This window comes from Streptomyces gamaensis (genome assembly GCF_042656465.1).
Taxonomy (GTDB): Bacteria; Actinomycetota; Actinomycetes; order Streptomycetales; family Streptomycetaceae; genus Streptomyces; species Streptomyces gamaensis.
This window is the reverse complement of sequence record NZ_JBHSPB010000007.1, coordinates 140121-155509: the sequence shown is the minus strand read 5'-3', so window position 1 is coordinate 155509 and position 15389 is coordinate 140121. Positions and strand designations below refer to the sequence as shown.

General features: G+C 72.1%; 13 protein-coding genes. 8 read left to right on the top strand and 5 right to left on the bottom strand.

Going from position 1 to position 15389, the window contains the following annotated elements:
* The first annotated feature begins 43 nt into the window (after window positions 1–43).
* From ACFP1Z_RS13665 to cimA, 4 genes are all read left to right on the top strand, one after another.
* Complete coding sequence (locus ACFP1Z_RS13665; protein WP_390316441.1) at window positions 44–1084, top strand: 3-isopropylmalate dehydrogenase; 1041 nt, start codon at window positions 44–46, stop codon at window positions 1082–1084.
* Between the two features lie 156 nt (window positions 1085–1240).
* Complete coding sequence (locus tag ACFP1Z_RS13660; protein WP_390316440.1) at window positions 1241–2341, top strand: branched-chain amino acid aminotransferase; 1101 nt, start codon at window positions 1241–1243, stop codon at window positions 2339–2341.
* Window positions 2342–2461: 120 nt separating this feature from the next.
* On the top strand, window positions 2462–3865 hold the full coding sequence (locus ACFP1Z_RS13655) for an MFS transporter (protein WP_390316439.1): 1404 nt from the start codon (window positions 2462–2464) through the stop codon (window positions 3863–3865).
* 303 nt (window positions 3866–4168) lie between these two features.
* Window positions 4169–5779 (top strand): citramalate synthase, encoded by a 1611-nt coding sequence (cimA, locus tag ACFP1Z_RS13650; RefSeq protein ID WP_390316438.1) that lies wholly within the window; start codon window positions 4169–4171, stop codon window positions 5777–5779.
* Window positions 5780–5790: 11 nt separating this feature from the next.
* Here cimA and ACFP1Z_RS13645 read toward each other — a convergent pair whose 3' ends face one another.
* Window positions 5791–6438, bottom strand: a complete 648-nt coding sequence (locus tag ACFP1Z_RS13645) for a TetR/AcrR family transcriptional regulator (protein WP_390316437.1) — start codon at window positions 6436–6438, stop codon at window positions 5791–5793.
* Between the two features lie 202 nt (window positions 6439–6640).
* Here ACFP1Z_RS13645 and ACFP1Z_RS13640 point away from each other — a divergent pair, with 202 nt between their 5' ends.
* Window positions 6641–8203: an FAD-dependent monooxygenase gene (locus tag ACFP1Z_RS13640; protein ID WP_390316435.1), complete on the top strand. Its 1563-nt coding sequence runs from the start codon at window positions 6641–6643 to the stop codon at window positions 8201–8203.
* Between the two features lie 12 nt (window positions 8204–8215).
* Here ACFP1Z_RS13640 and ACFP1Z_RS13635 read toward each other — a convergent pair whose 3' ends face one another.
* Window positions 8216–8860: a YceI family protein gene (locus tag ACFP1Z_RS13635; RefSeq protein ID WP_390316434.1), complete on the bottom strand. Its 645-nt coding sequence runs from the start codon at window positions 8858–8860 to the stop codon at window positions 8216–8218.
* 277 nt (window positions 8861–9137) lie between these two features.
* On the opposite strand from ACFP1Z_RS13635, the gene ACFP1Z_RS13630 reads away from it, so the two are divergent.
* From ACFP1Z_RS13630 to ACFP1Z_RS13620, 3 genes are all read left to right on the top strand, one after another.
* Entirely contained in the window at window positions 9138–11576 is a 2439-nt protein-coding gene (locus tag ACFP1Z_RS13630; RefSeq protein WP_390316432.1) for a polysaccharide lyase 8 family protein, read from the top strand.
* A 192-nt stretch (window positions 11577–11768) separates the two neighbouring features.
* Window positions 11769–13352 carry an acyl-CoA carboxylase subunit beta gene (locus tag ACFP1Z_RS13625; protein ID WP_390316431.1) on the top strand — a complete coding sequence of 528 codons (1584 nt, stop codon included), beginning with the start codon at window positions 11769–11771 and terminating at the stop codon, window positions 13350–13352.
* 12 nt (window positions 13353–13364) lie between these two features.
* Window positions 13365–13562, top strand: a complete 198-nt coding sequence (locus ACFP1Z_RS13620; RefSeq protein ID WP_390316430.1) for an acyl-CoA carboxylase subunit epsilon — start codon at window positions 13365–13367, stop codon at window positions 13560–13562.
* A gap of 209 nt (window positions 13563–13771) precedes the next feature.
* Here the strand turns inward: ACFP1Z_RS13620 and ACFP1Z_RS13615 are convergent, their stop codons facing one another.
* The 3 genes from ACFP1Z_RS13615 to ACFP1Z_RS13605 form a co-directional block, all read right to left on the bottom strand.
* The gene (locus ACFP1Z_RS13615; RefSeq protein ID WP_390316429.1) at window positions 13772–14353 is read right to left on the bottom strand and encodes a GTP-binding protein; all 582 of its coding nucleotides are present in this window, start codon (window positions 14351–14353) and stop codon (window positions 13772–13774) included.
* The gene (locus ACFP1Z_RS13610; RefSeq protein ID WP_390316428.1) at window positions 14334–14885 is read right to left on the bottom strand and encodes a DUF742 domain-containing protein; all 552 of its coding nucleotides are present in this window, start codon (window positions 14883–14885) and stop codon (window positions 14334–14336) included. The genes ACFP1Z_RS13615 and ACFP1Z_RS13610 overlap by 20 nt, the downstream gene beginning before the upstream one ends.
* Before the next feature lie 84 nt (window positions 14886–14969).
* The gene (locus ACFP1Z_RS13605; protein WP_390316687.1) at window positions 14970–15383 is read right to left on the bottom strand and encodes a roadblock/LC7 domain-containing protein; all 414 of its coding nucleotides are present in this window, start codon (window positions 15381–15383) and stop codon (window positions 14970–14972) included.
* Window positions 15384–15389: the final 6 nt, after the last annotated feature.

Sequence of the window (15389 nt, the reverse complement as noted above, 5' to 3'; positions counted from 1 at the left end):
ACGGTGTGTGTCATTCAGCGGAACGCGGCGGTACGGTCCGGTCATGTCTCGCAGCATTCGCCTCGCAGTGATCCCCGGTGACGGAATCGGCCCCGAAGTCGTCGCTCAGGGCCTCAAGGTCCTTGGCGCCGTGCTCCCTTCGGACGTCAAGCTCGACACCCGCCCCTACGACCTCGGCGCCAGGCGCTGGCACGCGACGGGCGAGACCCTCCCCGACGCCGAACTCGACTCGCTCAAGGACCACGACGCGATCCTGCTCGGCGCGATCGGCGACCCCTCCGTGCCCTCGGGCGTCCTGGAGCGCGGACTGCTGCTCAAACTCCGCTTCGCCTTCGACCACTACGTCAACCTCCGCCCCTCCAAGCTCTTCCCCAACACCCCCACCCCGCTCGCGGGCCGCCCCGACATCGACTTCGTCGTCGTCCGCGAGGGCACCGAGGGCCCCTACACCGGCAACGGCGGCTCCCTGCGCACCGGCACCCCCCACGAGGTCGCCACCGAGGTGAGCGTGAACACGGCGTACGGCGTGGAGCGCGTGGTGCGCGATGCCTACGAGCGCGCCCGTTCCCGCCCCCGCAAGCGGCTCACACTCGTGCACAAGACCAATGTCCTGGTGCACGCGGGGCAGCTGTGGAAGAGCGTCTTCGACCGCGTCGGCGCCGAGTACCCCGACGTCACCACCGACTATCTGCACGTCGACGCCGCGACGATCTTCTTCGTCACCCAGCCCGAGCGCTTCGACGTCATCGTCACCGACAACCTCTTCGGCGACATCCTCACCGACCTCGCGGCCGCCGTCACCGGCGGCATCGGCCTCGCCGCCTCCGGCAACATCAACCCCGCCGGCGCCTTCCCCTCGATGTTCGAGCCGGTGCACGGCTCGGCGCCCGACATCGCCGGCACCGGCAAGGCCGACCCCACGGCGACCGTCCTGTCCGTGGCCCTGCTGCTGCGCCACCTCGGGTACGAGGCGGAAGCGGTACGCGTCGAGCGGGCCGTCGCCGCCGATCTCGCCGAGCGCACCGGGAAGACCCGGACCACGGACGCGACCGGAGACGCGCTCGCCGCCCGGGCCGCGGGCTGACCAGGACTGTTACGCGCACACGATTTCCGTCCCCCGGTCCGCGCGCGATAATCGAACGTGGGGCCGCGGAACACGGGGGAAGCCCGGGCGCGCCGGCAGCCGCCGGTGCGCCGACGAGCTCGCGGTCCGACACACGCCAAGGTGAAGGACACGCACATGACGACGCCCACGATCGAGCTCAAGCCCTCCTCGCACCCCCTCGCGGATGCGGAGCGGGAGCGGATCCTGACCAGCCCCGGCTTCGGCCGCCACTTCACCGACCACATGGTGACGATCAAGTGGACCGAGGGCCGGGGCTGGCACGACGCCCAGCTCGTGCCGTACGCGCCGCTGTCGGTCGACCCGGCCAACATGACCCTGCACTACGCGCAGACGATCTTCGAGGGCCTCAAGGCGTACCGGCAGCCCGACGGCGGCGTCGCCACCTTCCGCCCCGAGGAGAACGCCAAGCGCTTCCAGGCCTCCGCGCGCCGCCTGGCCATGCCGGAACTGCCCGTCGAGACCTTCGTCGCGGCCTGCGACGCGCTCGTGCGCCAGGACAAGGCGTGGGTGCCCTCCTCCGGCGAAGCCTCCCTCTATCTGCGGCCGTTCATGATCGCGACCGAGGTCGGGCTCGGGGTGCGCCCCGCCAACGAGTACCTCTTCGTCGTCATCGCCTCGCCCGCCGGTGCGTACTTCCCCGGCGGCGTCAAGCCCGTCTCGGTGTGGCTGTCCGAGGAGTACGTGCGCGCCTGCCCCGGCGGCACCGGCGCCGCCAAGGCCGGCGGCAACTACGCCGCCTCCCTCGTCGCCCAGGCCCAGGCGGCCGAGCACGGCTGCGACCAGGTGGTGTGGCTGGACGCCATCGAGCGCCGCTGGATCGAGGAAATGGGCGGCATGAACCTGTACTTCGTCTACGGCGACGAGGACGGCGGCGCCCGCATCGTCACCCCCGAACTGTCCGGCTCCCTGCTCCCCGGCATCACCCGCGCCTCCCTGCTGCGCATCGCCGAGGACCTCGGCTACGAGGTGGCCGAGGGCCGCGTCTCCGTCGACGACTGGAAGAACGGCAACGCCGACGGCACCCTCACCGAGGTCTTCGCCTGCGGCACCGCCGCCGTCATCACCCCCGTCGGCTCGGTCAAGTCCACGCGCGCCGACTGGACGGTCGCCGACGGCAAGCCGGGCGAGGTCACGATGAGGCTCCGCAAGGCGCTCCTGGACATCCAGACGGGGGCGGCGCAGGACACGCACGGGTGGATGCACCGGCTGGGCTGAGCCTTTCCGCGACCGGACGGGCCGGGAACGCGGCCCGTCCGGGGGCACCCCTCCGGGGACACGTGATCGTTATCCGCGGGACCTTGTCCGAACGGCCCTCACCGGCAACGGTGAACGACCATGGGACACCCGCAAGCGCGAGCAGCACGGCAGCCGAACCACTGGCGGAAGATCTGGATCGGCTCGGCCGGCAACATGGTCGAGTGGTTCGACTGGTTCGTCTATGCCAGCTTCGCCACCTACTTCGCCTCTTCCTTCTTCCCCGACGGCAACGACACCGCCAAGCTCATGAACACCGCCGGTATCTTCGCCGTCGGCTTCTTCATGCGCCCCGTGGGCGGCTGGCTCCTCGGCCGGGTCGGCGACCGCCGCGGCCGCAAGGCGGCCCTCACCCTGACCGTGACCCTGATGTCCGCGTCCGCGATCCTCATCGCGCTCGCCCCGACCTACGCGACCGCGGGCTACGGCGGCGTGGCCGTCCTGCTCATCGCCCGTCTGCTGCAAGGACTTTCCGTCGGCGGCGAGTACGCGGCGAGCGCCACCTATCTGACCGAGGCGTCCGCCCCGGGCCGCCGCGGCTTCGCCTCCAGCTTCCAGTACGTGTCGATGACCGCCGGGCAGATAGCGGGCCTGGGCCTGCTCATCCTGCTGCAGCACACCCTCTCCAGCGACGAGTTGCACAGCTGGGGCTGGCGCATCCCGTTCGCCGTCGGGGCGTTGGGCGCGGCCGTCATCTTCTATCTGCGGCGGAACATGCTGGAGACGGAGGTCTATGAGGACGCGGAGAACGCGGAGGACGCGCACGGCGGGAGCGGGGCCGAGCGCGGTGAGCGCGGCACGATCAGGGCGCTGCTGCGGCACAAGCGGGAGGCACTGCTCGTCGTCGCGCTGACGATGGGCGGCACGGTCGCCTACTACACGTACACCACCTACCTCACCAAGTACCTCTCCAACACCGCCGGTCTGCCCAAGCAGACCGCCACCCTCGTCAGCTTCTTCGCCCTGCTCGTCTTCGCCGCCCTGCAGCCGCTCGCGGGCGCGCTCTCCGACCGGATCGGCCGCCGCCCGCTGCTGATCACCTTCGCCGTCGGCTCGACCTTCCTGACCGTGCCGATCATGGCGCTGCTGAAGCACGCCGGTTCGTTCTGGCCGGCGCTGGGACTGTCCCTGCTGGCGCTGCTCGTCGTCACCGGCTACACCTCGATCAACGCGTGCGTGAAGGCGGAGCTGTTCCCCACCGGGGTGCGCGCGCTCGGGGTCGCGCTGCCGTACGCGCTCGCCAACGCGCTGTTCGGCGGCACGGCCGAGTACGTGGCGCTGTGGTTCAAGAACAGCGGTATGGAATCCGGCTTCTCCTGGTACGTCGCGGGCTGCGCGGCGGTCTCGCTCGTGGTCTACCTCACGATGCGCGAGACCCGTGACATCGACCTCACGCGGGTGGGCGGCGGTCAGGAGCGGTCCGGGACGGCGGACGGGGCCGGGACCGGGGGATCCTCCGCGCGCGACGGCGTGCCCGCATCGTGAGACCTTGCGGCACAGCGGGGACGAACCGTGCCAGGATGGCCCTGTGTTCCCGCTGGCCATGATTATCGGCAGCAGGCGCGCCGGTCCGCAGTGACCGCCTCGTACCACCCGTACGAAGCGGACACCGTCGTCCCAGACCCGCGCGCAGACCTCTCGCACCCGCGAGAGGTTTTTGCGTTTCCTGGCCCACCTGAACCGGGGACGCCAGGCGCGCGGGGACCCCCGGGGACGGCGGCACCGGTAATTTCCGGTAGTTACCGGTCCTTTCCGGTATCCGCGATCCCGACAGGAGTTCACAGCAGCATGACGGACGCACCCGACGCCCCCGACGACAGCTTCCATGTCTTCGACACCACGCTGCGCGACGGCGCGCAGCGCGAGGGCATCAACCTCACGGTCGCGGACAAGCTGACCATCGCCCGCCACCTGGACGACTTCGGGGTCGGATTCATCGAGGGCGGCTGGCCCGGGGCCAATCCGCGCGACACCGAGTTCTTCCAACGGGCCCGTACGGAGATCGACTTCCGGCACGCCCGGCTCGTCGCCTTCGGCGCCACCCGTAAACCCGGGATCCGCGCCGAGAACGACCCGCAGGTCGCGGCGCTGCTCGACTCCGGTGCCCCGGTGATCACCGTGGTCGCCAAGGCCCATGACCGGCACGTCGAACTCGCCCTGCGCACCACGCTCGACGAGAACCTCGCCATGGTCCGCGACACCGTGCGCCATCTGCGCGAGCACGGCCGCCGCGTCTTCGTCGACTGCGAGCACTTCTTCGACGGCTACCGCGCCGACCCCGAGTACGCCCTGCGGGTCGTGCGCACCGCGCACGAGGCCGGAGCCGACGTGGTGGTGCTGTGCGACACCAACGGCGGCATGCTGCCGGCGCAGGTCGGCGAGGTCGTCCGCGCGGTGCGCGAGGCCACGGGCGCGCGGCTGGGCATCCACGCCCAGGACGACACCGGCTGCGCGGTCGCCAACACCCTCGCCGCCGTGGACGCGGGGGCCACCCATGTGCAATGCACCGCCAACGGCTACGGCGAACGCGTCGGCAACGCCAATCTCTTCCCCGTCGTCGCCGCGCTGGAGCTCAAGTACGGCCGGAGCGTGCTGCCTTCGGGCGCCCTCGCCGAGATGACCCGGATCTCGCACGCGATCGCCGAGGTCGTCAACCTCACCCCCGCCACCCACCAGCCGTACGTGGGCCTCTCCGCCTTCGCCCACAAGGCCGGGCTGCACGCCTCCGCCATCAAGGTCGACCCGGACCTCTACCAGCACATCGACCCCGAACGCGTCGGCAACACCATGCGGATGCTCGTCTCCGACATGGCCGGCCGCGCCTCCGTCGAGCTCAAGGGCAAGGAACTGGGCATCGACCTCGGCGGCGACCGCGAACTGATCGGCCGCATCGTCGAGCGGGTCAAGGAACGCGAACTCAAGGGCTACACCTACGAGGCCGCCGACGCCTCCTTCGAACTCCTGCTGCGCGCCGAGGCCGAGGGCGGCACGCCGCGCCGCTACTACCGCGTCGAGTCCTGGCGGGCGATCACCGAGGACCGCCCCGACGGCACCCACGCCAACGAGGCGACCGTGAAGCTGTGGGCGAAGGGCGAGCGCATCGTCGCGACCGCCGAGGGCAACGGCCCCGTCGACGCGCTCGACCGCGCGCTGCGCCACGCCCTGGAGCGCATCTACCCCCAGCTGGCCGGCCTGCGGCTGACCGACTACAAGGTCCGCATCCTGGAAGGCAGTCAGGGCACGGGCTCGACCACCCGCGTCCTGGTCTCCACGAGCGACGAGCGCGGCGAATGGTCCACCGTGGGCGTCGCCGAGAACGTCATCGCCGCCTCCTGGCAGGCCCTCGACGACGCCTACGCCTACGGGCTGCGGCGCGCGGGGGTGGAGCCGCAGGAGTGATCCGGGGCGGGTCACAGCCCCCGGGCCGCAAGACCCGCCCCCAGCAGGCCGTAGGCCCGCTCGGAGTCCTCATGGGCGGCGGGCAGGACGGAGCCGGCGGGGGAGCCGTCCGCCAGCCGGCGCCAGTTGTCGCGGGCGAGGACGTGGTGCACGGCGATGATCTGGGCGGCCGCCAGGCGCGCCGTCACCGCGTCCGTACCCGAGGTGTCCAGCAGGGCTTCCTCCAGGGCCCGTTCGTCGTCCTGGGTGTAGTGGGCCAGGCGGGCGACCAGGCTCGGGGTGGAGTAGAGCATGTCGCGGAACGCCACGACCTCCGGCCGGTCGCACAAGCCCGTCACCGGGTCGAAGGCGTCGAGTCGCGCGTGGAAATGGGCGCGCAGCGCCTCCAGCGGCGACTCGCCGGCCGCCCGGGCCCGCACCACCCGGGCCGCCTCGCCCTGGTGGTCGGCGATCCGGTACAGCGCCAGGTCCTCCTTGGCCGGGAAGTAGCGGAACAGCGTCGGCTTGGACACCTCCACCGCCGCCGCCACGTCCGCCACCGAGACCTGGTCGAAGCCGCGCTCCAGGAAGAGCTCGACGGCCGTGCGCGACAGCGCCTCCCGCGTGCGCTGCTTCTTCAACTCCCGAAGCCCGGTCGTGCCGGGCGTCACCTCGCTCACGCCCTCATCGTACCCGCGTCTCGTTACCGAGAAACTTTTATTACCCGGTTGCGTTTTCTGGGCGACGGGTCTTTCATGGAGACACCGGCCGCCCCGGCTGAGGGAGTCGAGGGGCCGAGGGGGAATCGAGGGGTGTCGTATGTCCTGCATGCCTGCTGCGTCAGCTGTGCCTGCTGTGCTGACTGTGCCTGTTGCGTCGGCTGTGCCCGCCGCACCTGCCGAGGTGCTCGTCGTGGGGGCCGGGCCCACCGGTCTCACCCTCGCGTGCACGCTCGCCCGGGCCGGGGTGTCCGTGCGTGTCCTGGACAAGTCGCCCGCGTTCCAGCGGGGTTCGCGGGGCAAGGGGCTCAATCAGCGCACCCGGGAGATCCTGGACGACCTCGGGGTGGGGGAGCGGGCCGCCGCCTCGGGCCTGGAGCACGTGGTGCTGCGCAAGTACCGCGACGGCGTGCCCATCGCCGATCACGTCACCTTCGGCGACCGCGCCCCCACCCCCGACCGGCCCCATGCGAGCTCGCTGGCCATTCCCCAGTGGCGCGTCGAGGAGATCCTGCGCGACAGGCTCGCCGAGTACGGGACGCGGGTCGAACTCGGCTGCGAGGTCGTCGGGTTCACGCAGGACGAGGGCGGCGTCGACGTGCGCCTGGCCGATGGTCGCCGGCTGCGGGCCCGGTATCTCGTGGGCTGCGACGGCGGCCGCAGTCCCGTGCGCAAGGCGCTCGGCGTGCGCTTCGAGGGGCGCACGGAGGCCGAGGAGTGCATGCTCGTCGGCGATGTCACGGCGGACGGCCTCGATCCCCGCTTCTGGCACCAGTGGTTCGACGAGGACGGCGCGATCCTGCTGAGCCCGTTCCGCGACAGCAGGCACTGGCAGCTCCAGGCATCGCCCGAGCGCGACGACCGGGGGCGGCCGCTGGGGCCGTCGCTGGAGAGCTTCCAGCGTATCTTCGACCGGCACGCCCGGATGCCGGGGGTGCGGCTGGGCGATCCGTTGTGGATGTCCACCTACCGTGTCAACGTCCGTATGGCGGACCGCTTCAGGGCGGGCCGGGTGTTCATCGCCGGTGACGCCGCGCACGTGCACTCGATAGCCGGCGGGCTGGGCATGAACACCGGGATCCAGGACGCCTTCAACCTGGGCTGGAAGCTCGCGCTGGTGGTCAAGGGGGCGGCGGGGGAAGGGCTGTTGGACACCTACGAGGAGGAGCGGCTGCCCGTCGCCGCCTGGACGCTGCGGCTCACCGACGAGCGCCTGCGCGTCGTCAACGAGGCGGTCAGGACGGCGGGGGTCGGCACGGAGGCCGTGTTCACCGAGGACACCACCACCCTGGGCGTCGGCTATGCCTGGAGCTCGCTCGCGGCGGGCGGCCCGCTCGCCGGCGCACGGGCTCCGGACGCGCCGTGCGCGGACGCGGTGAGCGGTGCCCCGAGGCGGCTCTTCGAGGTCTTCGCGGGGCCGCACTTCACGCTGCTGGGCTTCGGCGCGGGCAGCGGGCGGGCGCTCGCCGGGGCGCGGGAGCGGTACGCCGGGCTCGTGCGCACCTGCCTGATCGACGGCGGCGCGGGAGGAGGCGGGGAAGTCCCGGGAACCGAGGGGGTCTTGGGAGACGAGCGCGTGGCGGACGTCCACGGCCACGCGCGCACGGCCTACGGCATCGAGGGCGACGGGCTCGTCCTCGTGCGGCCCGACAACCACGTCGCGCTGAGCACGGCGGCGGACCGGGGCGCGGAGGTCATGGAGTGCCTGGCGCGCCTCGGCCGCTGACAGCGCACCGGTTCAGCCCTGGGGTGCGGTCTTGATCGCCGAGATGTCGAAGGTCAGCTTCACCTTGTCGCTGACCATCACGCCGCCGGCCTCCAGCGCCGCGTTCCAGGTCAGGCCCCAGTCGGAGCGCAGGATCTCCGTGCCGCCCTCGAAGCCGACGCGCTCGTTGCCGTAGACGTCGGTGGCCGAGCCGTGGAACTCCAGGTCGATGGAGAGGGGGCGGGTGACGTCCTTGATGGTGAGGTCGCCGGTGATGCGGTAGCGGTCGCCGCCGAGCTGCTCGGCCTTCGTGGAGCGGAAGGACATCAGCGGGAAGGTCTCGGCGTCGAAGAAGTCCGCGCTCCGCAGATGGGCGTCGCGGTCCCGGATGCCGGTGTCCACGCTGGCGATCCTGACGTCGATGGCGGCGGTGGAGCGGGACGGGTCGGCGCCGTCCAGGCGCAGGGTGCCCTCGTGCTCGGTGAACGAGCCCCGGACGTTGGTGACCATCGCGTGGCGCACGGTGAAGCCGATGCTGCTGTGGCTCGGGTCGATGGTGTAGTCGCCGGTCAGGGCGGCCAGCGCCGGGTCCACGGCCTGGGCCGGGACGGCGGCGGTCGCGGTGGCCGCCGTGCCGGCGGCCGGGGTGGTGCTGTGCTTGCGGCTGAAGAGGCCCATGACTGCTCCTTGGCGGGAAGAGGTGTTGTTTAAAGTTCAACGAGATTGACGGTAGCGCGACCTTATTCAAATTTCAACCGTGTCGAGGGGGTGATTCCATGACGCCGCTGCGTGACCTCCTGCGGCGCCTGGTCGCACGGCTCGCAGGGGGAGAGCGGCCGCGCGCGGTGCGACGCGCCGGGCGCGGTTCCGCGCACGGGCATTGCGGGGGCGGCCCCGCCGTGCCACGGTGTGCGGCCTGCGCCCCCTTGCCCAGCGCCCCCCGGGAGGACCAGCCATGCCGCCTGCCCGCTGGACCCGCCGCGGCTTCCTCGCCGTCACCGCGAGCGCCCTCGCGCTCGGAGCGGACCGGGCTGCCGCCGACCCCCGCCGCCCCACGGCGGCCGGCCGACGGCCCCAAGCCGCAGGCCGTGCAGGGGAGTTCGCGCTGCTGCGGGAGCGCTGGCGCGGACTGCTGCTCGGCACGGGCTTCGACCCGGCCGCCGAACCCTTCGCCACCGTTCTGCGCCGCACCGGCGGGCTCGCCCGCACCCACCGCGCGAGCATGCACCCCGCCCCCGGCTCCCTGTGGCCCGACGCCCCGTTCGAGCGGTCCGCCGGCATCACCCGCAGCTGCGCACGCCTGTACGCCATGGCCCAGGCCTACGCCCAGCCCGGCACCGGGCTCACCGGCGACGCGGACCTCGCCACCGCCACCGCCACCGGCCTGGCCCACGTCGGCGAGCGCGCGTACACCACCACGACCACCCGCCACGGCAACTGGTGGGACTGGCAGATCGGCACCCCCCGGCTGCTCCTCGACACCCTCACCCTGCTCCACGGGAGAACGGGCGACGCACTGCGGGAGCAACTCCTGGCCGCCATCGGACACTTCGTCCCCGACGAGCTGTTCGACGACTACAGCGGCACGAGCACCGGGGCCAACCGCGTCGACCTGTGCCGGGTCGCCGCCCTGCACGGGATCCTCGGCGAGGACCCCGACCGCACCGCGCTCGCCCGCGACGCCCTCTCGCCCGTCTTCCCCCACGTCACCTCGGGCGACGGCCTGTACGCCGACGGCTCCTTCGTCCAGCACACCTGGGTCGCCTACACCGGCACCTACGGCTGCGTCCTCCTCGACGGACTGGCCCGCCTCTTCGCCCTGCTGCGCGGATCGAGCTGGGAGATCACCGACCCAGCGCGGCGGACCGTCCTCGACAGCGTCGAGCGGGCCTTCGTGCCCGTCCTGCACGACGGCCTGGTCATGGACAGCGTCAGCGGCCGCGCCGTCAGCCGGGGGCTCCAGGCCGACGACCCCTACGGGTCGGCACAGAGCGACCACCAGCGCGGCCACGCCGTCATCGCCGCCATCGCCCTGCTCGCCGACAGCGCGGGCACGGCCGAACGGGCCCGCTGGCACGCCCTGGTCAAGGGCTGGATCGCCCGCGCCACCACCAGCCCCCTGCGCACCGACCCCCGCCTCGGCACCGACGCGCTGGCGCGCCTCGCCGCGATCGACGCCGCCCCGGGACCGGCGGCCCCCGAGCCCACCGGGCACCGGCTGCTCGCCGCCATGGACCGGGCCGTGCACCGGCGCCCCGGCTGGACCGTCAACATCGCCATGGCCTCCGAGCGCATCACCCACTACGAGAACGGCAACGGCGAGAACCCGCACGGCTGGCACACCGGCTCCGGGATGCTCTACTGGTGGGCCGACGGCTCCGGCGGCGACCAGTACAGCGACGCCTTCTGGCCCACCGTCGACCCCCTGCGCCTGCCCGGAACCACCGTCTGCGCCAAGCGACCCGCCGACAACGAGGGCGGCGCCTGGGGCGCGCCCAAACCAGCCGCGCGCTGGGTCGGCGGCGTCACCGACGGCGAGTTCGCGGTCGTCGGCCAGCACCTCAAGGGCCTCGGCTCCACACTCGAAGCACGCAAGTCCTGGTTCTGCGCGGCCGACGCGGTCCTGTGCCTGGGCGCCGGGATCACCGCACGCGACGGAGTCCCCGTCGAAACGGTCGTCGACAACCGCAACCTCGGTGCGGCCGGTACGGCCGCGCTCACCGTCGACGGCCGCGCCGAGCCCGTCCGCGACGGCTGGACCCGGCGCTACGAGCGGGCCCGCTGGGCGCACCTGGAGGGCCACGGCGGCTACGTCCTCCCCGGCGGAGCCCCCCTCGCGGCCCTGCGCGAGGCCCGCACGGGAGCGTGGCGCGACATCAACACCGGCGGCGCCCCCGACCGCCTCACCCGCCGCTACCTCACCCTCTGGCACCCCCACGGCACCGACCCCGCGGGCGCCGCCTACGCCTGCCTCCTGCTCCCCGGCGCCGACGCGGCCGCCACCGCCGCCCGCGCCGCTGACCCGGGGCTCATCGTGCTGAGCAACTCCCCGTCCTGCCAAGCGGTTTCCTTTCCGCCCCTGGGACTGACCGGGGCCGCGTTCTGGACCGCCGGCAGCGCCGGGGGGCTCACCGTCACGGCCCCCGCCGCCGTGCTCGTCCGCCACCGGGGCCGGCAGGCCGCCCTCCACCTCGCCGAGCCCCCGCGCACCGGAGCGGCGGTCGAGCTCGTGTGGGACCGGCCCGTGCGCCGGGTCCTCGCGCACGACGCCTCGGTGCGGGTGATCGAGGCCGGACGCTCGCTGCGGCTGCGCGTCACCCCGGGTACCGCCTGCGCCTCCCACCGCTGCGCCGTCGAGCTCGCGTCGGGCGCCGGGCGACCGCCCGGTGGGTGAGCGGCGTCAAGCTTTCCGCCCTACCGGCCAGGGGAAGTGGTTTTGTGGAAGGTCAACAGCTGCACCCCCCGATCGGGGGTGTCAAGTGGGGAAGCCCCTGTGCACTTCTGTGCCGCCTGCCCACCAAAAGGCACATGACGTTGTATGGAACCGACATGAGTTTCCGGGGCCCCTGCCACGTACCGTCTATGCATGAGCAATCTCGAAGGTGCGCCCGTAGAGGCGAGTGACGTCCGTGGGCGCGTCGCCGAGCTGCACGCCATCCGCGAGCAGGTTCGGCGTGGTCCGAGCGAGCGGGCGACCCAGGCCCAGAAGGCCAAGGGGAAGCTGACCGCCCGGGAGCGGATCGATCTGCTTCTGGACGAGGGGTCGTTCTGCGAGGTCGAGCCGCTGCGGCGGCACCGGGCCCAGGGGTTCGGGCTGGAGAGCAAGAAGCCGTACACCGACGGTGTGATCACGGGCTGGGGCACCGTCCACGGCCGGACCGTCTTCGTGTACGCGCACGACTTCCGGATCTTCGGCGGGGCGCTGGGCGAGGCCCACGCCACGAAGATCCACAAGATCATGGACAAGGCCATCGCGGCCGGTGCCCCGCTGGTCTCCCTCAACGACGGCGCGGGCGCCCGTATCCAGGAGGGCGTCTCGGCGCTCGCCGGCTACGGCGGCATCTTCCAGCGCAACACCAAGGCCTCCGGGGTCATCCCGCAGATCTCGGTGATGCTCGGCCCGTGCGCGGGCGGCGCGGCCTACAGCCCGGCCCTGACCGACTTCGTGTTCATGGTCCGTGACACCTCGCAGATGTTCATCACCGGTCCCGACGTGGTCAGGGCCGTCACCGGTGAGGAGATCACCCAGAACGGGCTGGGCGGCGCCGACGTGCACGCCGGGACCTCGGGCGTGGCGCACTTCGCCTACGACGACGAGGAGACCTGCCTGGAGGAGGTCCGCTACCTCCTCTCGCTCCTGCCGCAGAACAACCGCGAGAACCCGCCCCGGGTGGCCTGCGAGGACCCGGCCGACCGGCCGGGACAGGCACTGCTGGACCTGGTGCCCGCCGACGGCAACCGCCCCTACGACATGCGCCGGGTCATCGAGGAGATCGTCGACGACGGCGACTTCCTGGAGATCCACGAGCGCTGGGCCACCAACATCATCTGCGCGCTGTCCCGGCTCGACGGGCAGGTCGTGGGCATCGTCGCCAGCCAGCCGCAGCACCTGGCCGGTGTACTGGACATCGAGGCCAGCGAGAAGGCCGCGCGTTTCATCCAGATGTGCGACGCCTTCAACATCCCCATCGTCACCCTTCTGGACGTCCCGGGCTTCCTGCCGGGCGTCGACCAGGAGCACGGTGGAATCATCCGGCACGGCGCGAAGCTGCTGTACGCCTACTGCAACGCGACCGTGCCGCGGATCTCGGTGATCCTGCGCAAGGCGTACGGCGGCGCCTACATCGTCATGGACTCCCAGTCCATCGGCGCGGACCTGACCTACGCCTGGCCGACCAACGAGATCGCCGTGATGGGCGCGGAGGGCGCCGCCAACGTGATCTTCCGCCGGCAGATCGCGGAGGCCGACGACCCCGAGGCGATGCGGGCCCGCATGGTCAAGGAGTACAAGGCCGAGCTCATGCACCCGTACTACGCGGCCGAGCGCGGGCTCGTCGACGACGTCATCGACCCCGCCGAGACCCGGCCGGTCCTCATCAAGGCACTCGCCATGCTCGCGGGCAAGCACGCCGACCTGCCCTCCCGCAAGCACGGCAACCCACCCCAGTAAAGGGAGTCACGCATGGACAAGACGTTCGTTCGCGTCGAGAAGGGCACCGCGGACGCGGAGGAGCTCGCGGCCGTCACGGCCGTGCTCCTCGCCCGCGCCGCGGCCGGCTCCGCGCACGCCGCCCCGGCCCGCCCGCGCCGCACCACGGCGGCCTGGCGCCGCCTGGAGCGCACCCCGGGCTTCCGGGCCCCGCACAGCTGGCAGGGCTGAGCCGGCCTTCTGCCGGGGGTCCGGCCCGCGGCGGAGCCGCTGTCAGACGCAGCGTCCCCCGGGTTGGCACAGCCGGGCCCCGCACAGCTGGCAGGGCTGAGCCCCTCAGCGCGGCCCCTCGGCGCGCAGGGACCACGTGCACAAGGTCCCCGCACTCTCCTCGTGAGTGCGGGGACCTTTTCGCGTCGTCGTGCCGGCCCGGACGGGCCTCACCGCAGCCGTGCCATCAGCGCGTGCTCGACCAGCGTGATCAGCGTGCTCTTCGCCTCGCCGCGGTGCCGGGCGTCGGTGGTGATGATCGGCGCGTCCGGGCCGATCTGCAGGGCCTCGCGGACTTCCTCCGGGGCGTACGGCTGCTGCCCGTCGAACCCGTTGAGGGCGATCACGAACGGCAGTCCGCTGTTCTCGAAGTAGTCCACGGCCGGGAAGCAGTCGGCGAGCCGGCGGGTGTCGACGAGCACCACGGCGCCGATCGCGCCGCGCACCAGGTCGTCCCACATGAACCAGAAGCGGTCCTGGCCGGGCGTGCCGAACAGGTAGAGGATCAGGTCCTGGTCCAGGGTGATCCTGCCGAAGTCCATGGCCACGGTCGTCGTGGTCTTGTCCGGCGCGTGGGTGAGATCGTCGATGCCCGCGGAGGCGGAAGTCATCACGGCTTCGGTACGCAGCGGGTTGATCTCCGAGACGGCGCCGACGAACGTGGTCTTGCCCACGCCGAAGCCGCCGGCCACCACGATCTTCGCGGAGGTGGTGGAGCGGGCTGCCTCGCCGCTAGAGGTTCCGAAGTCCACTGAGCACCCTTTCGAGCAGTGTCACGTCAGGCTGGCCGCCGGCGGATTCGTCGCCGCCGGGGTGGTGGATGGCGACGAGCCCCGCCTCGGCCAGGTCGGCGACGAGGATCCGGGCGACGCCGAGGGGAATGGTCAGAAGTGCCGAGATCTCGGCCACGGACTTGATCTCACGGCACAGGTGGCAGATGCGCTGGTGTTCCGGCAACTGCCCTTGGAGCTGGGAGGGCTGGGCCGTGGTGTGCACCAGCGCCTCGATGGCGAGCTGGTAGCGGGGCCGGGTCCGGCCGCCGGTCATCGCGTACGGGCGGACCAGTGGGTTGTGCCGGCCCCCGGACCTGCCGCCGCCCGCGCCCGGCCGCTCCGCCCGCCGGTGCTGCCGGTCCTGGGCCGGCGGGACCGGCGGAGCGGTCTGCGGGCGCGGCATCTCCGGCTGGGCCCGGTGGCTCGGTGCGGAGGGGAAGTTGAAGCGGTTCAACGGTGGTTGAGCCTGCTGATCATTTCCGTACGGGTAACCGCCTGGGGGCGTTGCCACGTCTCCTCCTCCAACTTGCCTGTCTGCTGCTGGTCGCGCCACCGCACCCTATGGCGCGGTGGCGCGAAACGCACTGCCTCTTTGCTAGTTGAGAAGGCTCCCCTGCAGTTCGGCACGCAGGTCGGGCGTCAGCACCGTACCCGCGCGGTCGACGAGGAGGGCCATCTCGTAGCCGACGAGGCCGATGTCGCACTCCGGGTGCGCCAGCACGGCCAGCGAGGAACCGTCGGAAATGGACATGATGAACAGGAAGCCGCGCTCCATCTCCACCACGGTCTGGTTGACCGCGCCCCCCTCGAAGATGCGGGAGGCGCCCGCGGTCAGCGAGGTGAGACCGGAGGCGACCGCCGCCAGCTGGTCGGCGCGGTCCCGCGGAAAGCCTTCGGACATCGCCAGAAGGAGTCCGTCGGCGGAGACCACGACGGTGTGGGACACCCCTGGGGTGTTCTCCACGAAACTGGTGATCAACCAGTTCAGGTTCTGCGCCGCCTGGCTCATCGGGCT